The following is a 21,201-nucleotide window of genomic DNA, read 5'->3' on the forward strand; positions in this document are numbered from 1 at the left end:
ATGGGACTGTCTGGACCTCCTGCATCAGGGTTGTGTGGCGGGATGGCCGTTCGTAGAAATTTGGGACGAGGAATACCGGTTTTGTCAGGATTGCGTACGAAAAGGTTCCGGCCGATGGCCGTTCGACTGGCTCTGCTGGCTTCTGTCTGTACGGCACCGGCTTTGCTCTGTGCGGCAGAGGCAGCCCCCCAGAAGGGGCGCAGCATCCATCATGCCCGCCGGTCTGCGGGGGATGGCTATGCGCCGGCCGGTGGTCTGATCCAGGCCATCGAAGTCCACGGCAATACCCGGATCGAGACCAGTACCGTCCTTTCCTACATGGTCGTGCAGCCGGGCGACAGTTTTGACCGTGATGCGCTGAACCGTTCGCTGAAGACACTTTACGCTACAGGTCTCTTCAGGGATGTGACGCTGAGGCGTGAAGGCAGCACCCTGCTGGTGGAGCTGACGGAAAATCCCGTGGTGAACCGGATTGTCTTCGAGGGGAACCATGCCCTCAAGGACAAGGACCTGATGAAGGAGATCAGCCTGCGGACCCGTGCCGTCTTTTCGGCCCAGACCGTGGCTGTGGACAGGCAGAAAATCCTGAACATGTATGCGGCCCGTGCCCGCTATGGGGCCACGGTGGTGCCGCAGGTCATCCGTCTGTCCCACAATCGTGTTGATGTGATCTTCAACATCAATGAATCCCAGCAGACACTGGTCCGGAAGATTGCTTTTGTTGGCAATGACAGTTTCAGCGAAGCTGCCCTGTCTCATGTCGTGTCTTCCAAGGAACATGCCTGGTACCGTTTTTTTTCTTCCTCGGATGAATATAACCCGGAGCGTATCCGCTACGATGCGGAACTGCTGAGACGTTTCTATCTGCATAGCGGCTTTGTGGATTTCCACATGGTGGATGCCACGGGTGAGCTCTCTCCGGACCACAAGAGCTTCTACGTCACCTACACCCTGCATGAAGGGCCACGGTACCGTCTGGGCAAGATTGGTGTGCGTTCCAATGTGCATCATGTCACGGCTGACACGATGAAGAGGCACATCGAGGTTTACAAGAACCAGTATTATGACGGTACGGCCGTGCAGGACAATGCGACGGACATGCAGGAGTGGCTCCAGGCCAACGGGCACCCGTTTGCCATGGTCCGGCCTGAGATTGCCCGCAATCCTGAAAAGAAGGTCGTTGACCTGCTGTTTGATATTGTCGAGGGGCCGCATGTTTATGTGGAGCGGATCGACATCAACGGCAATACGATCACACGTGACCATGTGATCCGCCGCAACCTGCCGATGGTCGAGGGCGATGCCTATACGCCGTTCAACCGCAAATATTCCAAGCTGGCCCTTCAGGATATGGGGTATTTCAGCAGCACCAATGTGGACCAGTCCCAGGGGTCTGCGCCGGACAAGGTCAATGTCAGTGCCAATGTGGTGGAGAAGCCAACCGGCGAGTTCTCCCTCGGCGGTGGGTACTCGACCGATGCCGGTATCATGGGGAATCTCGGGTTGAAGCAGCATAACCTGCTGGGGACCGGGATTGATGCCGGGTTCTCCGGTACGGTTGCCTATTATGAGAAACAGGCCGACCTGTCCGTGACGGATCCATACTTCCTCGGGCGCAATTTCGTGGCCGGGTTCGACATTTATACGATCCAGAACAATTACCAGACGTATCAGAGCTATAATGAAGGCCAGTATGGTGCGTCTGTCCGGCTTGGTTATGCCTATAACCGGTATCTTTCCCAGTCCTGGACCTATACGGTCGTGGACCGTCACGTGGGTAACGGGGTGCCGGGGTCGCAGTATCCGGGGTGGGAAGATGACACGCCGTCCGTTTATGTGCGTGATGCCGCAGGCTGGTCGCTCCTTTCCCAGATTGGCACGAACATCACTTATGACCGTCGTGACAACCGCATGAATCCACGGTCTGGCTACGTTCTCAGTGCCGGAGGTGATTTTGCCGGTCTGGGTGGCAACGAGAAATATTACCGTGTCAAAGCCAATGGCAGCTATTATCTGCCGCTGGATGACCTGACAGGCAGCCACAGCTGGGGCTTCCAGTTCAAGGGCGGTGTTGGCTACATGCATGACTGGAGCTCCAGCGGCGACCGCAACATCGTCGACAACTTCTACCTCGGTGGTCAGAACCTGCGCGGGTTCCTCCAGGGTGGTGTCGGGCCCCGCAGCAGTCATTACAAGGCGCCCTGCCACAGCGGTGCCGCCAATACGCCGCTGGGGCAGGCCCGGAATGGCTACTGCCCGGGTGCCGGACAGGAGGACCTGATCGGTGGTACTTTCATGTACACGGCGTCTGTCCAGCTGAATTTCCCGCTGCCGATGGGTGACAGCCTTGGCATCTCCGGGCGTGGCTTCATCGATGCCGGTAGTCTTTCCGGCAAGCGTGTGAAGGACCGCAACCATTACCGTAACTGGAACGACCCGTACTATACGCCGATTGGCGGCAGCACCATGACGCCCCGTGTCTCTGGTGGTCTTGGTATTTCCTGGAAGAGCCCCTTCGGCCTGGTCAATATTGACGGTGCGGTCCCGATCCATCGTGAGCATGGGGACAGGCTTTATCCGGTTCGCTTTGGCTTCGGGCAGCAGTTCTGAGGAAAGGTGCAGGCCACGATGCCGGCTTCATTCCGGGCTGGCAGGGTAACCTGGGGGATGCCCATTTTCATAAAGAGGTTTTTCATGTCACGTTTTTCACTGCCTTTGACCCTGATGACCGCAAGTGCTCTGGCTTTCATGGCGGTTGGTTCTTCCGTGGCTGCTGATGGCAATGATGGAAACGGTGCCTGGTTTGTTCCGAAAACGGCCCAGCCATCGGCTCCAGCCGCCTCCCATCATCATGCGGCTCCGGCTGCTGCTCCTGCTCCGGCTGCCGTGCCGGACATGGCAGGCCTGGATGATGGTGGTGATGCTGGCGCTCCGGATGGGGAAGGCCAGCAGCAGGCAGCGCCCGTGCTGCCTCTGCCGCCTGTACCGTCTTCTCCGGCTGTTCCGAAGGAAGATGCCCCGCCGCCGGTTGTGCTTGGCCTCATCAGCGTTCAGGGTGTGATGCAGCTTTCCACGGCTGCGCAGGAAATGCAGCAGGTGCTTGGTGAGCGTCGTGACCGTCTGGCCCGTGCGGTGCAGAAGGAAGAGGGCGCCTGGCGGGAAGAGCAGCAGAAGCTTCAGGTTCAGGCTCGCACTCTGACATCCGACCAGCTCCAGCTCCGTGTCCGTCATCTGCAGGAGCGGCGTGCGAAGGATCAGAGGGATTTCAGCAACAAGGCCCGGATCATTCAGGAAGCCTATCAGGTGGCATTCCATCAGATCGAGCGTGTGCTGGAGCAGCGTGATGGAATCATTGCCAAGGTGGCTGCGGCCCATGGCATGAATCTTGTTCTGCATGCCGAGCAGGCTGTCCTGCATGTGGATGGTCAGGACATAACCGAGGAGGTAGCAGACCGTCTGAACAAGGTTCTGCCGCATGTCTTCATTCCGGATGACGGGGTGGACCCGGAGGTTCTGGCAAAATCCGGGAAGATGCCGACAACGGCTGATGAAGAACGCCTGATGAATCAGGCGGCTCCGCAGCAGCCTGCCGAGGCTCCGGCACAGGCCAAGGGGTCCATCCTGCGTCGCCAGAAGTAAGGGGAAGGGCGATGGTGGCGGACCAGCTCCCGGGTGATTCCCGTTTTTTCAGGCGGTGTGGCCCTTTTGCGTTGAAGCACCTTCTGGAAGTAACGGGAGCGGAGGCCGCAGGTTGCGCTGAGATGGGGGCGTCTTTCGAGGGCGTGGCCCCGCTTCATGCTGCTGGCCCGCAGCACATCTCCTTTCTGGACAACCGCCGCTATCTGCCCCTTCTCAAGGAGACGAAGGCTGGTGCCGTCGTGCTGGCCCCTGCTTTTGCGGACAAGGTGCCAGAAGGTTGTGCCGCTCTGGTCAGTCGGGAGCCCTATCTGGCATGGTCCCGGGTTGCCCGTCTGTTCCATCCTCTTCCGCCTGCACGGGCCAGCCAGCATCCGACGGCTGTCATTGGTGAGAATGTCGTCATTGGTGACCGGGTGGAGATAGGTCCTTTTGCGGTCATCGGCGATGGCGTGCAGATTGGTGATGGCTGTGTCATTGGGCCTCATGCCATGCTGGGGGACCATGTCGTGCTGGGAGATGGCTGTCGGATCGGGGCGCATGTAACTCTCACTCATGCTCTGCTGGGGGAGCGGGTCATCCTGTATCCCGGGGCCCGGATCGGGCAGGATGGTTTCGGCTTTGCGGTGGGGCCTGACGGATTTGAGACCGTTCCCCAGCTGGGGCGTGTCATCCTTGAGGATGGTGTGGAGATCGGTGCCAATTCAACGATTGACCGAGGCTCCATGCGGGATACGGTCATCGGGGCCGGGACCCGGATCGATAATCTGGTGCAGATTGGTCACAATGCCCGTCTGGGTCGGTGCTGCATCGTGGTATCGCAGGCTGGTGTTTCAGGTTCCACCGAGATTGAGGATTTCGTGACGATTGCAGCCCAGGCTGGGCTCATCGGTCATATTCACATTGGCAGCAGGGCCCGTATCGGGGCGCAGTGTGGCGTGATGAATGATGTGGAAGCCGGGGCTGATGTCATCGGCAGCCCGGCCATGCCGTTCAGGGAATTCTTCCGAAATGTGGCGACGTTGCGTAAGCTTTCGCGCAAGTAAGATGATCCAGTTGGTGTTTCGGGATTTTTTTTGGTAATAAGGTGTAGACATTGACTGCCTCTCCCCGCGGGGACAGGGGCGGACGGTTGCATTTTGTCGAAAAAAAACCGGGAGATGAGATAAGTGGGTGATGCTGCTGGGCAGACACATCAGGTGCCTGAGAGCGTAGATGTGATGCAGATTATGAAGGCGATTCCTCATCGCTATCCTTTCCTCCTGCTGGACCGGATGGAAGAGATCAAGGCGGCGGAATCAGCCGTTGGCATCAAGAACGTGACAGTCAATGAGCCATTCTTCCAGGGGCATTTCCCAGCACGCCCTGTCATGCCGGGTGTGCTCATCGTTGAGGCCATGGCTCAGACGGCGGCCACGCTTGTCGTGCTGACACTGGGCAAGGCCTTCGAGGGCAAGCTGGTCTATTTCATGACGGTGGAGAATGCAAAATTCCGTCGCCCGGTCGGGCCGGGGGATCAGCTGCGCATTCATGTCAACAAGGAACGCGCCCGTGGAACGGTCTGGCGGTTCCGTGGGGTTGCCAAGGTTGATGGAACCACGGTGGCGGAAGCATCTTTCAGCGCCATGATCGTGGACTGATCCTGATGCCAGAACCGGGACAGCGCCCTGGAAAAACCGAGATTCATCCCACGGCTCTTGTGGATCCACGGGCGTCCCTCGGTCAGGGAGTGAGGATTGGTCCCTGGTGCATGGTCGGTGCGGATGTGCGGCTGGGAGATCATGTCCGGCTGCACGCTTCTGTCATGGTGGACGGGCATACGGTGCTGGAGGATGGGGTGGAGGTTTACCCCTTTTCGACCGTAGGCTATCCCCCGCAGGACCTGAAATATGCTGGAGAGCCGACCAGGTGCCATATTGGTGCAGGGACGGTTGTACGGGAGAATGTGACCATCCATCGGGGCACGGCACAAGGCACGGGAGAAACCCGGATTGGCCGGGGCTGCCTGCTCATGGCCAATGCCCATATCGCTCATGATTGTGTGTTGGGTGATGGTGTCATCATCGTCAACAACGTAGTCATGGGGGGGCATGTCCTGATCGGGGACAATGCCAGGATCATGGGCTCTGCGGCCCTGCATCAGTTTGTCCGCATCGGGCATGGGGCTGTTGTCGGAGGGCTGTGCGGTGTGGAGATGGATGTCATCCCGTACGGCAGCGTCCTGGGTAACCGGGCCAGGCTGGTTGGGTTGAACTGGATCGGTCTCAAGCGGTCTGGCGTGGAGGCCAGTGAGATCCAGCAGATGCGTCTGGCGTTCCGGGAGCTTTATCCACGGTCTGGCCGTGGTGGGCCGCTTTTGGGAGAACGCATGGACCAGGTGCGTCAGCGTTATGGTCACATTGAGCGTGTACGGGAAATGCTACGCTTCATGGAGGCTCCCAGCCGCCGTGGGCTGACGCGGCCGGGACAGGCTGGCAGTGACAGGGATGTTGACAGGTGAGCAGGCCTGCACGGGTTGGGATCCTAGCCGGTGGCGGGCCGCTTCCAGCCCAGGTGGCAGAGGCTCTCAGGAAAAGAGGGCGGGAGCCTTTTCTCATAGGCTTCCAGGGTTTTGCTGATGAAGCCCTGCTGGCCCCTTATTCTCATGAAATGATCCGTCTGGCAGCGGCCGGTGCGATCCTTCGGTCTCTGCGTCGGCAGGGATGTTCCGAGCTTGTCCTGATAGGACCTGTCCGCCGGCCCTCATGGCGGTCTCTGCGGCCAGATGCGGAGGGGGTGCGCCTGCTGGCCCGGCTTGGGCGTGCCCTGTTTGCCGGTGATGACGGCCTGCTGGCATCCATCATCCGGCTGCTGGAAGAAGAAGGCTTCCGGGTGCGGGGAGCGCATGAATTCCTGGATACGAAGAGCAATCGCTGGGGAGCATGGGGCAGGGTTCCCCCTGACCGTCAGGCCATGGTCGACATTCATCAGGCCGTGCGCATATTGTCTGTCATGGGGCCTCTGGACATAGGGCAGGGATGTGTGGTGCAGAATGGCCTGACACTGGCTGTTGAGGCCCTTGAAGGAACAGATGCCATGCTGCATCGCTGTGGAGGTCTGCGGCAGGATGGGGTAGCTGGTGGGGTGCTCGTGAAAATGCCAAAGGCAGGACAGGAGCTGCGGGCTGACATGCCTGCCATTGGGCCGGTCACTATCAGGAATGCGGCAGCAGCCGGGTTGCGGGGGATCGCCTTTCCCGCACGGCTTACCTTGGTCATGGAGCCAGATCGCTGTATAAAGGAGGCGGATCGTCTGGGACTGTTTCTTTATGGGCTGGGACCAGACTTCCTTTCTGACAAAAGGACATAAAGATATATGAGCATCTATCTTCATACGATGGTCCGTGTACGGGACCTTGATCGCAGTCTGGCTTTTTATCATCTTCTGGGCATGCGTGAACTCCGTCGGCTGGAGGTGCCGGAGGGGCGTTTCACGTTGGTTTATATTGGTTATGAGGGTAATGCCCGTGGTGAGGCCGAGATCGAACTGACCTATAACTGGGATCAGACCGAGGATTACACACACGGGACAGGCTTCGGGCATTTTGCTGTTGGCGTGCGTGATGTCGCAGCAGCCGTGGACGTGGTCCGCCAGGGCGGTGGGCGTGTCACCCGTGAGGCCGGACCGATGGGCAATACGGGTATTGTCATTGCCTTCGTGCAGGACCCTGATGGCTACAAGATCGAGCTGATTGAAAAGAAGGACGCCTGAGCTCAAAAGCCGGGTACAGCTTCGGGATCTGTCCGCTCTGGATGGAATTGCAGGATTGACAGGGCAGGGCCATCCCCTTAAAAGCCACTCCCTGAGTGGAGGGGCGTTACTGGGTGCGTCCTGTTCTGATACACGTCTTCACAGGTGTGTTGTTGAGATTAGAGGATTGAAAAGATGAAGCGCACATATCAGCCTTCCCGTCTGGTTCGTAAGCGTCGCCACGGTTTCCGCACGCGTTCTGCTACTGTTGGTGGTCGTCGTGTTCTGGCAAGCCGTCGCGCCAAGGGCCGCAAGAAGCTTTCTGCCTGAGCATGAAACAGCCTGACCGCCTGAAGAAGCGGTCGCAGTTTCTGCGTGTGGCCCGCAAGGGCCATAAGGTCGTGTCTCCCGGGCTGATTGGCCAGGTTCTGCCGGAGCCGGGGGACGTGACGGTACGGGCCGGTTTTACCGTGACCAAGAAGGTCGGTAATTCTGTCGTGCGCAACCGTACCCGTCGCCGCCTGCGGGAGGCTTTCCGCCTGGTGGTGAAAGAGGAAGGTTGTCCTTCCTCTGGTGATCTCGTCCTGATCGGACGCGCCGCAACCAGAAAGCGGCCTTTCCCCCTTCTGAAGCATGACGTGCGCCGGGTTCTGCAGGCCCTTGGCCGGGAAGAGGCAGAATGAGGGCGGCCAGCGGGCTGTTTTCGCTTCTTCTGTTGGGGATGATAAGGCTCTATCGCCTGTTCCTCAGTCCATTCATGGGACGGCAGTGCCGTTTTTATCCCAGTTGCAGCGTTTATGGCGAGGAAGCCATCCGCCGTCATGGTCCTGTGCGGGGTGGGTGGCTGACACTTTGCCGCATTTGCAGATGTCATCCTTTTCATCCGGGTGGCGTGGACTATCCCCCCTGATCCGCCTCTGATGCTCTGGCAGAAAATGTAAAAAAAATGGCGTGGCTATTGTTTTGAGGACGATTTTACGCCAGTGAAGAGGCAATCTACCCTTCCAGCATGAAGAAAGAGCGGCTCCAGCCCGATGGAAAGTAGCAAACGTATTATTCTGGCCGTCATCCTGTCGGCCATGATCCTGATCGGTTTCAACATCTTCCTTCCGCCGGACAGACACAAACCGGTGGAGGATCAGGGGTCTGCTCCGGCACCAGCGTCTGCCGTGCAGCAACCCGCTCTGGCATCTCCGGCGCCTGCTGGCCCTATGGATGAGGCGGATGATCACCAGGAACATCGGCTGAAGGTTACGTCATCGGATGTGCAGGGTTCCTTCAACCTTCGTGGTGCACGGCTGGATGATCTGGAGCTGACCCGCTATCGTGAGACGATTGCCAAGGACAGCCCTCTGGTCCGTCTGCTGGACAGGGCAGGCGGTGCCCAGCCGACCTATCTGGTCATTGGCTGGGAAAATGCTGCCGGGTTCACCACCCGTCTACCCAATGACCATTCCCTCTGGCAGGTTGATGGGGAGCAGACCAGCCTGACGCCGGAATCCCCGGTCAGCCTGCATTGGGACAATGGGGCAGGGGTCCGCTTTCTCATTCATCTGGAGCAGGACCACCACTACATGGTGACGGTGCGGCAGGAGGTGGAGAACCATTCCGGCCAACCCGTGTCGGTCTATCCGTTCCAGCGTGTCCAGCGTGACTATCTGCCGGAGGATACCGGTTCCTTCACGGCTTATGAGGGGCCAATCGCCGTCATGAATGGCCGTCTGGCGGACAAGGGGTACAAGTCCCTGCGGACTGATGGCAACGGCCCGGACCATGTGTCATGGACAGACGCCGGAAAAGGCGGCTGGGGTGGCATCACGGATAAGTACTGGCTGACAGCCGTTGGGGCGGATGCGTCTGCCAACGTGCGCATCCGGTACAGTTACCTGCCGGAAGAGCACGGGTCCTATCGTGTGACCTTCACTTCGCAGGAGCCGCAGGTCATTCAGGACGGGGCCCGCCTCGGGCAGGGCAGTTACCTGTTTGCCGGGGCCAAGGAGCCGGGCCTGCTGCGCTATTATGGTCGCAAGCTGGGGCTGCCCCGTTTTGATGACAGCATCGACTTCGGCTGGTTCAGCTTCCTGACGAAGCCGATCCTGTTTCTGCTGCACTGGCTCTATGCGCATATCGGCAATTTCGGCCTTGGGCTGATGGCCATGACGCTGATCGTCAAGATTGTCCTGTTCCCGCTGGCTTCAAAGGCGGCGCAGTCTTCGGCCCGCATGCGCATGATTGCGCCGAAGGTCACGGAGATCCGTGAAAAATACAAGAATGATCCGGCAACCATGAACCAGAAGGTCATGGCCATGTATAAGGAAGAGAAGATCAACCCGGCAGGTGGATGTCTGCCCATGCTGATCCAGGCACCGATCTTCTTTTGCCTGTACAAGATGCTCAATCTCAGCATTGATGAGCGTCATGCGCCCTTCTTTGGCTGGATCAAGGACCTTTCCGTACCGGACCCGACCAATCTGTTCAATCTGTTCGGACTGCTGCCGTTTGATCCCACGCACATCTTCTCCTTCCTGCATCTCAGCATCTGGGGGGCGGCACTGGGCATCACCTTCTGGCTGCTCCAGAAGCACAGCATGGTCAGTATGGACCCGGCCCAGGCCCGCATCATGCAGTTCATGCCCATCGTGTATGTCTTCGTGATGTCCAGCTTCCCGGCGGGCCTGCTGGTCTACTACACATGGAACAACGTGCTGACTTTCCTTCAGCAGCATTATATCGAGCGTCGGACCAGCCTGCCCGTGCCGTTGATCGGTCGCAAAGGCAAGGCACCGCGCAAGGGTGGTGAGAAGAAGAAGGGCTCGTGATGGAGCAGATGCAGACAGTCCTGCCCAGCGAGGATGAGCTGGAGGAAGGACGCAGACTTTTTTCAGGTCCCTGTGATTTCTTCTTCGGGGCGCAGACAATCGAGCAGCTGCCCCCGCCCGACCGGGCGGAGGTGGCGTTTGCTGGCCGCTCCAATGTGGGCAAGTCCAGCCTCATCAATGCGCTGACAGGCCGGAAGGCTCTGGCCCGGGCTTCGTCCGAGCCGGGGCGGACCAAGCAGCTCAATTTCTTCAATCTGGGGGGGAGGCTCTCCCTCGTGGACATGCCCGGTTACGGCTTTGCCAAGGCCTCCAAAGCGGTGAAGGAAGATTGGCAGAGGACGATGTTCGCCTATCTGCGGGGCAGGCCGAATCTGGCCCGCGTGATCCTGCTGATTGACGGGCGTGTGGGCCTCAAGGCTTCCGACAGGGAGGTCTGCGACCTGTTGGACAGGGCCGCTGTGGTGTTCCAGATTGTACTGACGAAATGTGATGCTCTGTCGGCTTCCGCTCTGGCCACACGGCAGAAAGAGGTGGAGGCTTTGGCAAAGACCCATGCGGCGGCTTTCCCGCATATTGTGGCAACAAGCAGCACGACATCATTGGGGATTGCCGAGCTGCGTGGCATAATGGCCCGCTTTGCCGAGCCCGCCGGTACACGGCCCTGAAAAGTTTTTCTGTATAGTGAAATGCCCATGTCTTCTTCTGATACCTCTTCTACCGCTTTCCCGGATGCCCTGATGGCCCATGGTGGCCTGCTGAGCGACCAGCAGCAGGCTGCCGTCCTTGCCGGTGCGCTGCCTTATCTGCGCCGTTATGCTGGCGACACCATCGTGGTGAAGTATGGTGGCCACGCCATGGTCGAGAACAGCCTTGCCGCTACCTTTGGCCGGGACATTGCCCTGCTCAAGCTGGTGGGCATCAACCCGATCGTGGTGCATGGCGGTGGTCCGCAGATCAACAGCATGATGAAGCGGCTTGGTGTTGAGTCCCGCTTCATTGATGGCCTTCGTGTCACGGACCGTGAGATGATCGACGTGATCGAGATGGTTCTCTCCGGCACGGTGAACAAGCAGGTGGCCGATCTCATCAGCCACGCTGGAGCGCTGGCCGTGGGCATTTCGGGGCGTGATGGGCGTCTGATCCAGGCCAGCCGTCTTGTCCATTATCACCGGACGGAAGGAAACGGGCGGGAAGCGGTCGATCTGGGCTTTGTCGGCAAGCCGGAGCATGTGGACCCCCGGGTGCTGTATGCCCTGCTGGGGGCTGGCCTGATCCCGGTCGTGGCGCCGCTCGGGGCTGGGGATGAAGGTGAGATTTACAACATCAATGCGGATACGGCTGCTGGTGCGGTTGCCGGTGCCGTGCGGGCCTCCCGCCTGCTGATGCTGACGGATGTTCCCGGCGTGCTGGATGAGAATGGCCAGCGCATCGAGGAGCTGACAGCCGAGGAAGCCCGCCGTCTCATCCGGGAGGGGCACATCACGGGCGGCATGATTCCCAAGGTGGAGACCTGCCTCAAGGCCGTGCAGGCCGGGGCCAAGGCGGCCGTCATTCTGGATGGTCGGGTGCCACATACCTGCCTGCTGGAACTCTTCACCAGGGCAGGGCAGGGTACGCTCATCAAGGCGGACTGAGAGATGGGGCAGGGCAGCCTGCCTGGATTATGGTTGTAGAATAAGGAGCGTTTTATGGATCACGCAGAGCTTCGCAAGCAGATTGAAACCCTTTGGGAAGACCGTGCCAGCCTGTCCCCGCAGACGCAGGGTCAGGCCCGTGATGTCGTGGAAGCCGCTCTTGCCGGGCTGGATGACGGGACCTTCCGCGTTGCCGAGCAGCAGGAAGGTGGACGTGTCGTGCATGAATGGCTGAAGAAGGCCGTCCTCATGTCCTTCCGCCTGTATGAATCCGAGCCGATGGCCAATGGCTGCGGTGGGGCTCCGGGTTTTGACAAGGTGCCTCTGAAATTCGCCGGCTGGGGCAAGGCAGAGTTCGAGAAGGCCGGGTTCCGGGCCGTTCCGGGGGCTGTCGTCCGCCGTTCCGCCTACATCGCTCCGGGTGTCGTGCTGATGCCGAGCTTCGTCAATCTGGGTGCCCGTGTCGAGAGCGGCACGATGATCGATACATGGGCCACGGTCGGCTCCTGTGCACAGATCGGCAAGAACTGCCATATCAGCGGTGGTGCCGGGATCGGTGGTGTTCTGGAGCCGCTCCAGGCCGCACCGGTCATCATCGGGGATGACTGCTTCATCGGTGCCCGTTCCGAGGTGGCCGAGGGCGTGGTCGTGGAGCGTGGCTCCGTCCTCTCCATGGGCGTGTTCCTTGGGGCCTCCACCAAGATCGTGGACCGTACGACGGGTGAGATCCATATGGGGCGTGTTCCAGCCTACTCCGTGGTCGTGCCGGGAACCCTGCCGCCGAAGAATCCGGGCGGGCCGTCCCTGGCCTGTGCCGTGATCGTCAAGCGTGTTGACGAGCGTACACGCTCCAAGACATCCATCAATGAGCTGCTGCGTGACTGAGTGACCTCATGAGCCATCCATCATCTCCTTCCAATCCCGTCGCCCTGTTGCAGGACCTTCTGCGGTGCCGCTCCGTCACTCCGGCGGATGACGGGGCACTGGGCGTCGTGGCCCGGTCGCTGGAGATGATGGGGTTTGAGGTCACACGCCTTGCCTTCGGTCCCGAAGGCGGGCAGACGCCCAACCTCTATGCCCGGCTGGGACAGGGCGGTCCCTGTCTCTGCTTCGCAGGGCATACGGATGTCGTTCCTCCCGGTGAGGGTTGGAGCTGCGACCCTTTCGCCGGAGACATCCGGGACGGGCATATCTACGGCCGTGGCACGGCAGACATGAAGGGCGGTGTCGCCGCTGCTCTGGCTGCCGTAGCCCGCAGGCTGGAGGCCGGACCGCTGAAGGGCAGTCTGGCCTTCCTCATAACGGGGGATGAGGAAGGACCGGCCCGGTATGGCACCCGTTCCGTGCTGGAATGGATGAGAGAACAGGGCGAGGCCCCGGATTTCTGCCTGCTGGGCGAGCCGACCAATCCGGCTGAAATGGGCGAGATCATCAAGATCGGCCGCCGTGGCAGCATGAATGTGGTGATTACCGTCAAGGGCACGCAGGGGCATGTGGCCTATCCGCATCTGGCAGACAATCCCATTCACCGCCTTGTGTCGATCCTGCATGATCTGACATCCCGCACGTTGGATCACGGCAGTGACTGGTTTGCTCCGTCTTCCTTGCAGATCACGAGTGTGGATGTCGGGAATCCGGCCACCAACGTCATTCCCGCCACGGCACAGGCCCGGGTGAACATCCGTTTCAATGACCTTCATACGAGCGGCAGCCTGCGTAACTGGATTGAGGATGTCGTTGCCTGCCATGCGCCGGAGGCTGATCTTGATGTGGTTGTCAGCGGGGAATCTTTCCTGACGGAACCCGGTGCCGAGGTGGAGAAACTTTCCCAGGCCGTGCAGGCCGTGACGGGGAGGACGCCGAAGCTAGACACGGGCGGGGGAACATCCGACGCCCGCTTCATCACGCACTGCTGTCCCGTGGCGGAGTTCGGGCTTGTGGGGGCCACCATGCACAAGCGTGACGAGCATGTGTCTCTGGCCTCCGTGGAGCAGCTGACACAGGTTTATCTGGAGTTCATGCAGCGTTTTGGTGTCTGAGCTTCTTTCACAATGATGGATGTCTGGGAAACCCCGCCCGTCTGAGGCGGGTTTTCTGTATACAGGGCGGGACTCTGTAGCACGGCCGATACTGGAAAGAGGAGAGAGCCCCGCATGTCCAGAGGGAACGGGTCATCACGGATGAGACTGCTGGCTCCTGCCATGCTGCGGTCCTTCGTCCGGCGTGACGGGCTGGGGCTGTTCCTGCTGGCCCTGCTGACGGGGGGACTGGCGGGCTGCTGTGTCCTGCTGATCAATGTCGTGACCCTCGGTCTGCATGTCGTGTTCTATGGCCTGCATAATGGCGGCAGACTGTCGGAACTGCCTGCACTGCCACTATGGCGTTGTCTGCTGGTGCTGGGCGGTGGTGGTCTGGCGGTTGGCGGGCTGAGTGCCCTGCTGCGCCGCTGGATGAAGCGGCGCCCGGTGGACCCGGTGGAGGCCAATGCCCTGCATGGCGGGCGCATGTCCGTCCGGGACAGTATCAGTCTTGCCGTGCAGACGGTCCTGTCCAACGGCGTGGGGGCCTCCATCGGGCTGGAGGCTGGCTATGTGCAGATATCCGCTGCTTTCGGTTCGTGGCTGGGGCGGGTCTTCCATGTCCGGCGGGAGGACATGCGGATTCTGGTGGGAGCCGGGGCGGCCGGGGCTGTCAGTGCCGGGTTTGATGCTCCGATTGCCGGAGCCTTCTATGCGTTCGAGCTGGTGCTGGGAACGTACAGTCTTGCCAACCTGTTTCCCATTGCGCTGGCGGCCATGGCCGGGCTGGGTGTCCGGCATCTCATGCGGATGGATGGCGGCCTGCCACCACTGGTGACCCGCTGGCAGATGGGCTGGGCTGATGTGCCCGGGGTCAGCCTGCTGGCCATTCTGTGCGCCCTCGTGGCCATTCTCATCATGTACTGCGTGACGCAGACCCAGGTGGTGTTCCAGAAGCTGCCTGTACCGGTCTGGCTGCGGCCTGTCGCTGGTGGTCTGCTCGTGGCCTGTCTGGCGGCACCTTTTCCCTCGGTCCTGTCGGCCGGGCATGGTGGGGTTGGGCTGGTGCTGAAGGGGGAGATCGTGCCGTCCCTGGCTCTTCTGCTGCTGGTCCTCAAGGCGGTGGCGTCGTGCCTGTCCATCGGGTCGGGCTTCCGGGGTGGCCTGTTTTTTGCCTCGCTGTTTCTGGGTGTTCTGGCCGGTGAGGCATTCGGGGCTCTGCTGGCTCCTTATGGTCTGGCCCCGGCTGATGGTCATGTCTGTTCCGTGTTGGGCATGGCGGCCATGGCCACGGCCATCATTGGAGGCCCCATGACGATGATCTGCATGGTGCTGGAAATGACGGGGATCATGCCGCTCAGCAGTGCCGTGGTGCTGTCGGCCACCCTGTCCCTGCTGACGGTCCGGAGGCTCTTCGGATACAATTTCGCGACATGGCGTTTTCACCTGAGGGGAGAGACCATCCGGTCCGCCGTGGATGTGGGCCGCTTCCGTACCCTGACCGTGCAGAAGCTGATGCGGGTACAGGTCCGCAGCTTTCCGGCGGCCATGACCATCCGGCAGGCACAGGCGCAGCTGACACTGGGGATTGAGGAGCGGCTCGTGCTGGTGGATGAGGAGGGCCGGTATCAGGGAATTGTCCTGGTGTCCGAGATCACGGCGGCCTGCGCAGGCGAGGAGCCTGTCTCCAGTCTGGCCTGTTATCGGGACATCATGCTTGAGCCGCACATGACCATCCGTGAGGCAGCCGACCTGTTTGCAGAGGCGGAAGCTGACGTGCTGGCCGTGGTGGAAGACCGTCAGTCCCGCCAGCTTGTCGGGCAGCTGAGCGAACGGCACACGCTGCGCTGCTACGCCGTGGAGCTGGAGCGCAGCCGCCGGGACCTTGCCGGGGATGGACGTTTTTCCGTGTGATGGTCCGTCCCCGGTGGAGCGGACTTATGGAGTGGTGCCGAGGATGGCCTGTCCGGCACTGTAGATGTGATAGAGGCTGCTGGCGGGCATGTGGTCCGTGGCAGTCTTGCCCTGCTCATCCAGCCGGTCGATCCACCCGCCATTGAGCGGGGCCGGGGCATAATGGGTGAAGAAGAGCTGGCTCATGATGGCGAGCCGTTCCTGCCGGGACTGGAGATCCGCCGGACCATGCTGGGCCAGAAGGCGCATCATTTCGGTCTGGGGCCAGATGCGTGTGGAGGCTTCCAGCATCGAGCCATCATCCAGCAGGGCATCCGGCAGGAGAGGGCCGGGAGCGGTCTTCTGAAGGCGGTCATGGAGGCGCTGCTGCGCCTGACGGGCAGCAGCGGCGTGCCTGCCATCGGGGGCAAGACGGAGATACTCGCCCAGTAGCCAGCACCATTCCGCCTGATGGCCGGGTTCGACACGGTTCTGGCCCGCAGGCCGTTCCGGCTTCCATTCCGGCGTGAAGAATTCCAGTAGGGCATCCATTCCGGCCGGGATGAAGGAGTGCAGGGCCAGTTTCAGGATGGCGTCGGCATGATGGAGGAACACCTCCCGACCCGAGACCTCGAAGAGTGTCAGACAGGCTTCCAGCAGATGCATGTGGGGGTTCTGGGAGTGCCGGTCCGACGTGGCAGGCAGGACATCCCGGTATCCGCCATGTGTGGAGGGGAAGAGCTGGTCGATTTCGGCCAGGCTGGCCTCAGCCCTGTGCAGCAGGGCGGGGTCTTTGCCCAGACGGTAGGCCCATCCATGGGCAAAGAGGATGAAGGCGTGGCCGTACAGGTCCCGTTTTGCGTCGGAAGGGGCCAGATCAGGCCCAAGGGCGAAGACCCAGCCTGCGCTGCTATCAGCCCGGTGATATCGCTGCGTGACATGGTCCAGCACCGTCAGGGCCTGCTCCCCGGCGTCGTAATGGCCGTTCAGGGCGGCCTGACAGTAGGTGGCGATCTGCCGGGCCTGCACCATCAGGCGGCGATGGGGCAGGGTGATGGGGGTGGCCTCAAAGGTCAGCCGTTCGTGATAGAGGCCTGCATTCCTGTCGAAACCGGCCTGGGACCAGAGGGGCAGAGCCTTGTGGAGCAGCCAGTCCTGCCATGTCTGTCTGTATGTCATTGTTGGGTGTCCTTTGCCGGGTGGCTGTCATCCATCGTCTGCACGATGCGGCTTGTGGAATGTCCGTCCAGCAGCGGGGCCAGACAGACACGCCCGCCATGTTCCCTGACGACATCACCCCCGACGACCTCATCTTCCCGGTAATCGGCCCCTTTCACGAGGACGTGGGGCTTCAGGGCGGAGATGATGTCCAGTGGCGTGTCCTCATCAAAGAGGACGACCAGATCGACATGCCGCAGGGCACGGATGACCGTGGCCCGGGCCTGTTCGGTCTGGAGCGGGCGGCGGGGACCTTTCAGCCGCCTGATGGAGGCGTCGGTGTTGAGGGCGACGATCAGCTTGTCACCCTGGCTGGCGGCAAACTGGATGAGCGAGACATGGCCGGGATGGAGCAGGTCGAAACAGCCATTCGTCAGGACGACGGAGGCTCCGTGCCGTTTCCAGTTCTCCACGATGGCGCAGGCGTCGGGCAGGGGAAGGCAGGCTCCGCTGTCGGCGATTTCTTCCAGCAGCTTCTGGTGCAGTTCGTCCCGGGTGACAAAGGCCGTGCCCAGCTTGCTGACGGCAATGGCGGCGGCCGTGGTGGCCATGGTCACGGCGCTGGCCAGGGAGCGGCCACTGGCCAGGGCACAGGCGATCGTGGCGATGACGGTGTCCCCGGCCCCGGAGACGTCATAGACTTCTGAAGGATGGGCACGGCAGTGCAGCGGGGCGGCCTTCTGCTGCCAGAGCGTCATGCCTTTTTCGGAGCGTGTGAGGAGAATGTCGCCGCCCGTCAGCGGGGCGATGGCGGCGCAGGCCTGTTCCACCTCCTCATCATCCGTCAGTGTCCACGGGCGGCCTGCCGGGTGGGCGATGCCGGAGGCGGCAAGGGCCTTGCCGAGTTCCTGCCGGTTGGGTGTCAGCAGGCTGGCCCCCCGATAGGCGGAGAGATCGGCCCGCTTGGGGTCCACCAGAACGGGAATGTTCCGGCTGCGGGCGGCCCCCATGATGGCGTGCAGGACACGGTCGGAGAGGACACCTTTGGCATAGTCGGAGCAGATGAGAATCCGGGATGTTTCCAGTGCCTTCAGGGTGGAGGCGATGAGGGCCTCCTCGGTGGCTCTGGAGAAAGGGACGAGCTTTTCATTGTCCAGCCGGACGATCTGCTGCCGCCCGCTGAGGACACGGGTCTTCGTGATGGTTGTCCAGCTGGCATCATCGACCAGACCATCCAGCCTGATCTCCTGCCATACCGAAAGGGCCTGACGGAGCGTTCCGGCTGCCTGATCCGTACCCACCACGCCGACCAGATGGACCGGATGACCGAGGGCGGCCACGTTTACGGCCACGTTGGCGGCTCCGCCGGGCGTGGACCGCTGGTGGCTGCTCAGCAGGACAGGGACGGGGGCTTCCGGCGAGATGCGGGTGACATCCCCGGTGATGTACTGGTCCAGCAGCAGATCACCCAGAATGGTGATGGCACCGTCATTCAGCGTGTCAGTCAAAAAACGTCCCTCCCTTCAGGAGACAGCACTGCCCGTGAGTGGCGTTCGGCAGCGTCCGTGGCCTCATGTCTGGAGGGGAAAGTTTAGGATGTTTTTACCGCTCTGTCGTCAGGGAAAGGGTCTTATCCAGCCCGGAAGAGGGTCTGTGGCATAATAAATAAATTTTTATACATTTTTGAAGTTGACAGTGATAATTATGACACATACTCATGCAATACAGACTGAAACAAAAAAAACAGGGCCGGGAAGTACGTAATGTCTCGTCATGTTCACTTTATATCCGGTCTTCCCCGCTCAGGAAGTACCCTTCTTAGTGTTCTTTTAGGGCAGCATCCTGACATTTACTGTGCAGAATATTCAACACCTGTCTGTTCTCTCATGACAAAGATGCTTTCCGTTATTTCAGAAGGTGAATATAAAACTGAATTCAGCGATGAAAAGGTCATGAATCTTCTTAAGAAGACAATGGATACATATCATGACATGCCATCAAGGCCGAATCTGGTCATTGACAATAACCGGGCCTGGTGCAGCAAGCTTCAGCTTCTGGACTATCTCTACCCTGATGCAAAAGTGATCTGCTGTGTGCGTGATCCTGTCTGGGTGATCAACTCCTTTGAGCGCATCATTGGCAGGGACCCGATGCTTTCATCCTATCTCGTGCCAGTGGAACATCGGGCCACGCTTCATCAGCGGGTGAATTATCTGCTGTCTCCTGCGGGGGCTTTCGGTTTTGCGTATCAGGCCTTGCAGGAGGCGTTTTTCGGACAGTTTTCGTCCAAACTGGTACTGGTTGATTATGACAGCCTGGTGACACAGCCCCTGTCCGTCATGCGTCTTCTGGAAAAGGAACTGAACGTTCCTGCTGCCACTTACGACATGAACAATGTCCGTTACACGCCTCCTACGGCATACGACAAGGCTCTGGAAACGCCGGGTCTGCATGAAATTGCCCAGAAGGTGGAGCCCCAGAAGCATCCTCTCATATTGCCACCCGATGTCGTGAACCGTCTTGCTGGGGGTGCATTCTGGAGGGACAGAAGCATGAACCCGAAGTCGGTACGGATCATATGAAAACCAGCAGAATTTATGGCCGGAAAGGATCATCCGGGTAGCCGACATCCATCAGGCATAGGCCATCGGGGGGAGCGGTGGGGCCAGCCTTGCAGCGGTCCCGGGCTTCCAGTACTTCTTTCACACGGTCCGGGTGCCACTGGTGATGGCCGACCAGAGCCAGCGTTCCGACCATGTTGCGGACCTGATGGTGCAGGAAGGACCGGGCCTGCACGTCCACATGGACATGGTCGCCGGAGCGGGTGATGGTGAGTTCATCCAGCGTCCGCAGGGCGTCCCGGGCCTGACAGGCCGCCGCCCGGAAGGAGGTGAAGTCATGCCCGCCCAGCAGATGGTTGGCTCCCTCCTGCATGGCCTCGACATCCAGTGGGGCACGGATGTGCCAGACGAACCCTTCCTGCATGGCCGGACGGGCGGGACGGTTGAGGATGGTATAGCGGTAACGCCGCCATGTGGCGGAGAAGCGGGCGTTCCAGCCTTCAGGAGCCGGGGCGGCTTCCAGAATGGAAATAGGGTGGGGCTTCAGATGGTAGCCGATGGCGTCCCGCACGGCCTTGCGGTTGAGGGGGGCATCATCGGGAAAGTCCAGATGGGCCACGAGTCCGGCGGCATGGACGCCTGAATCGGTCCGGCCCGCCGTCACGCTGCTGACCTTGCGGCCCTGCGTGAGGTGTTCGGCGGCTTCCTCGATGAGCTGCTGGACGGACAGGCCACTTTTCTGGCGTTGCCAGCCGACATAGGGCCGCCCGTCAAATTCGATGCGGATGGCCCAGCGGCTGATGCCGGGCGGGGCGGCGTCAGTCAAGGCGCATCCCTCTGTCCAGTTTCGTGCCACGGAGGAAGGCCTCCCGGTCCATCATGGCCCGGCCCGGTTTCTGGATGCGTTCGATCCGCAGGCAGCCTGTCCCGCAGGCAATGGTCAGCCTGTCATCCAGAACCGTGCCCGGAGCGGGAGCCGAGGCCATGAGGGCGGCAGTTTCGGCCTCGTCAGGCAGGCTGACGGCTCCGATGCGGTAGGTCTGCCCCTCCAGCAGCGTGTAGCTGCCGGGCCACGGAATGAAGGCCCGTACCTGACGTTCAATCTCCACGGCAGAACGGCCCCAGTCGATCTGCCCGTCCTTGCGTTCCAGTCTTGGAGCGTAGCAGCTCCGGGAATCATCCTGTGGAACGGCAGTTGGCTGTTCCTCCAGCGTGCGGACGACCAGCTGGGCACCGATCCCAGCCAGCCGGTCATGCAGGCTGCCTGCCGTGTCCTCGGGTGTGATGGGGGTGGCCTCGGAGAGAAGGACGGCTCCGGTATCCAGCCCCTTGTCCATCTGCATGATGCAGACGCCGCTTTCGGCATCTCCGGCCCGGATGGCGGACTGGATGGGCGAGGCCCCCCGCCAGCGGGGGAGCAGGCTGGCATGGATGTTCAGGCAGCCCAGCCGGGGAGCTTTCAGGATGGCTTCCGGCAGGATGAGGCCGTAGGCAGCCACGATGGCGGCATCGGCCTTCAGGCTCTGGAAGAAGGCCAGCTCCTCATCATTGTGGCGCAGTTTTTCCGGGGTCCGCACGGGAATGCCGAGCTCATCGGCCGCCTCATGAACGGGCTGACGCCGCAGGGCCTTGCCCCGGCCTGCGGGACGGGGGGGCTGCGTATAGACGGCGACAATCTCATGCCCGGCCTCGATCAGGCCGTGCAGGGCCGGGACGGAAAAATCCGGCGATCCCATGAAAACGAGGCGCATGG

General features: G+C 60.9%; 21 protein-coding genes. 17 read left to right on the plus strand and 4 right to left on the minus strand.

Features of this window, described 5'->3' with window-relative positions:
* Window positions 1-114: 114 nt before the first annotated feature.
* From bamA to ASO19_RS03690, 16 genes are all read left to right on the plus strand, one after another.
* Window positions 115-2,610 carry an outer membrane protein assembly factor BamA gene (gene bamA / locus ASO19_RS03615; protein ID WP_043560665.1) on the plus strand — a complete coding sequence of 832 codons (2,496 nt, stop codon included), beginning with the start codon at window positions 115-117 and terminating at the stop codon, window positions 2,608-2,610.
* A gap of 84 nt (window positions 2,611-2,694) precedes the next feature.
* Window positions 2,695-3,639 carry an OmpH family outer membrane protein gene (locus ASO19_RS03620; RefSeq protein WP_103765425.1) on the plus strand — a complete coding sequence of 315 codons (945 nt, stop codon included), beginning with the start codon at window positions 2,695-2,697 and terminating at the stop codon, window positions 3,637-3,639.
* 11 nt (window positions 3,640-3,650) lie between these two features.
* Window positions 3,651-4,682 carry a UDP-3-O-(3-hydroxymyristoyl)glucosamine N-acyltransferase gene (gene lpxD / locus ASO19_RS03625; protein WP_103765400.1) on the plus strand — a complete coding sequence of 344 codons (1,032 nt, stop codon included), beginning with the start codon at window positions 3,651-3,653 and terminating at the stop codon, window positions 4,680-4,682.
* 174 nt (window positions 4,683-4,856) lie between these two features.
* Window positions 4,857-5,276, plus strand: a complete 420-nt coding sequence (fabZ, locus tag ASO19_RS03630) for a 3-hydroxyacyl-ACP dehydratase FabZ (RefSeq protein WP_154981692.1) — start codon at window positions 4,857-4,859, stop codon at window positions 5,274-5,276.
* Window positions 5,277-5,281: 5 nt separating this feature from the next.
* Entirely contained in the window at window positions 5,282-6,136 is an 855-nt protein-coding gene (gene lpxA, locus ASO19_RS03635) for an acyl-ACP--UDP-N-acetylglucosamine O-acyltransferase (protein ID WP_086431108.1), read from the plus strand.
* Window positions 6,133-6,984 carry an LpxI family protein gene (locus ASO19_RS03640; RefSeq protein WP_103765401.1) on the plus strand — a complete coding sequence of 284 codons (852 nt, stop codon included), beginning with the start codon at window positions 6,133-6,135 and terminating at the stop codon, window positions 6,982-6,984. Before lpxA ends, ASO19_RS03640 begins: the two co-directional genes overlap by 4 nt.
* A 6-nt stretch (window positions 6,985-6,990) precedes the next feature.
* Entirely contained in the window at window positions 6,991-7,386 is a 396-nt protein-coding gene (gene gloA, locus ASO19_RS03645; RefSeq protein WP_043560652.1) for a lactoylglutathione lyase, read from the plus strand.
* A gap of 174 nt (window positions 7,387-7,560) precedes the next feature.
* Window positions 7,561-7,695 (plus strand): 50S ribosomal protein L34, encoded by a 135-nt coding sequence (gene rpmH / locus ASO19_RS03650; RefSeq protein ID WP_081563011.1) that lies wholly within the window; start codon window positions 7,561-7,563, stop codon window positions 7,693-7,695.
* 2 nt (window positions 7,696-7,697) lie between these two features.
* The gene (gene rnpA, locus ASO19_RS03655; protein WP_103765402.1) at window positions 7,698-8,048 is read left to right on the plus strand and encodes a ribonuclease P protein component; all 351 of its coding nucleotides are present in this window, start codon (window positions 7,698-7,700) and stop codon (window positions 8,046-8,048) included.
* The gene (gene yidD / locus ASO19_RS03660) at window positions 8,045-8,275 is read left to right on the plus strand and encodes a membrane protein insertion efficiency factor YidD (protein ID WP_103765403.1); all 231 of its coding nucleotides are present in this window, start codon (window positions 8,045-8,047) and stop codon (window positions 8,273-8,275) included. The genes rnpA and yidD overlap by 4 nt, the downstream gene beginning before the upstream one ends.
* Before the next feature lie 124 nt (window positions 8,276-8,399).
* Window positions 8,400-10,184, plus strand: a complete 1,785-nt coding sequence (yidC, locus tag ASO19_RS03665; protein ID WP_043560648.1) for a membrane protein insertase YidC — start codon at window positions 8,400-8,402, stop codon at window positions 10,182-10,184.
* Complete coding sequence (yihA, locus tag ASO19_RS03670) at window positions 10,184-10,849, plus strand: ribosome biogenesis GTP-binding protein YihA/YsxC (RefSeq protein WP_373364570.1); 666 nt, start codon at window positions 10,184-10,186, stop codon at window positions 10,847-10,849. The genes yidC and yihA overlap by 1 nt, the downstream gene beginning before the upstream one ends.
* 72 nt (window positions 10,850-10,921) lie before the next feature.
* Complete coding sequence (gene argB / locus ASO19_RS03675; protein ID WP_043561420.1) at window positions 10,922-11,818, plus strand: acetylglutamate kinase; 897 nt, start codon at window positions 10,922-10,924, stop codon at window positions 11,816-11,818.
* Between the two features lie 54 nt (window positions 11,819-11,872).
* Entirely contained in the window at window positions 11,873-12,703 is an 831-nt protein-coding gene (gene dapD, locus ASO19_RS03680) for a 2,3,4,5-tetrahydropyridine-2,6-dicarboxylate N-succinyltransferase (protein WP_103765404.1), read from the plus strand.
* 8 nt (window positions 12,704-12,711) lie between these two features.
* On the plus strand, window positions 12,712-13,857 hold the full coding sequence (gene dapE, locus ASO19_RS03685; protein WP_103765405.1) for a succinyl-diaminopimelate desuccinylase: 1,146 nt from the start codon (window positions 12,712-12,714) through the stop codon (window positions 13,855-13,857).
* Window positions 13,858-13,971: 114 nt separating this feature from the next.
* Complete coding sequence (locus ASO19_RS03690; RefSeq protein WP_103765406.1) at window positions 13,972-15,750, plus strand: chloride channel protein; 1,779 nt, start codon at window positions 13,972-13,974, stop codon at window positions 15,748-15,750.
* Window positions 15,751-15,774: 24 nt separating this feature from the next.
* Here the strand turns inward: ASO19_RS03690 and ASO19_RS03695 are convergent, their stop codons facing one another.
* Both ASO19_RS03695 and rfaE2 read right to left on the minus strand, forming a co-directional pair.
* Window positions 15,775-16,908: an AGE family epimerase/isomerase gene (locus ASO19_RS03695; RefSeq protein WP_103765407.1), complete on the minus strand. Its 1,134-nt coding sequence runs from the start codon at window positions 16,906-16,908 to the stop codon at window positions 15,775-15,777.
* Window positions 16,905-18,395, minus strand: coding sequence for a D-glycero-beta-D-manno-heptose 1-phosphate adenylyltransferase (rfaE2, locus tag ASO19_RS03700; protein ID WP_103765408.1), 1,491 nt, complete (start codon window positions 18,393-18,395; stop codon window positions 16,905-16,907). The genes ASO19_RS03695 and rfaE2 overlap by 4 nt, the downstream gene beginning before the upstream one ends.
* A gap of 255 nt (window positions 18,396-18,650) precedes the next feature.
* Here rfaE2 and ASO19_RS03705 point away from each other — a divergent pair, with 255 nt between their 5' ends.
* The gene (locus ASO19_RS03705) at window positions 18,651-19,469 is read left to right on the plus strand and encodes a sulfotransferase family protein (RefSeq protein WP_103765409.1); all 819 of its coding nucleotides are present in this window, start codon (window positions 18,651-18,653) and stop codon (window positions 19,467-19,469) included.
* A gap of 13 nt (window positions 19,470-19,482) precedes the next feature.
* Here ASO19_RS03705 and truA read toward each other — a convergent pair whose 3' ends face one another.
* Both truA and fmt read right to left on the minus strand, forming a co-directional pair.
* Entirely contained in the window at window positions 19,483-20,274 is a 792-nt protein-coding gene (truA, locus tag ASO19_RS03710) for a tRNA pseudouridine(38-40) synthase TruA (protein WP_103765410.1), read from the minus strand.
* On the minus strand, window positions 20,267-21,199 hold the full coding sequence (fmt, locus tag ASO19_RS03715; RefSeq protein WP_103765411.1) for a methionyl-tRNA formyltransferase: 933 nt from the start codon (window positions 21,197-21,199) through the stop codon (window positions 20,267-20,269). The genes truA and fmt overlap by 8 nt, the downstream gene beginning before the upstream one ends.
* Window positions 21,200-21,201: the final 2 nt, after the last annotated feature.

Source organism: Parasaccharibacter apium, from assembly GCF_002917995.1.
GTDB lineage: Bacteria > Pseudomonadota > Alphaproteobacteria > Acetobacterales > Acetobacteraceae > Bombella > Bombella apis.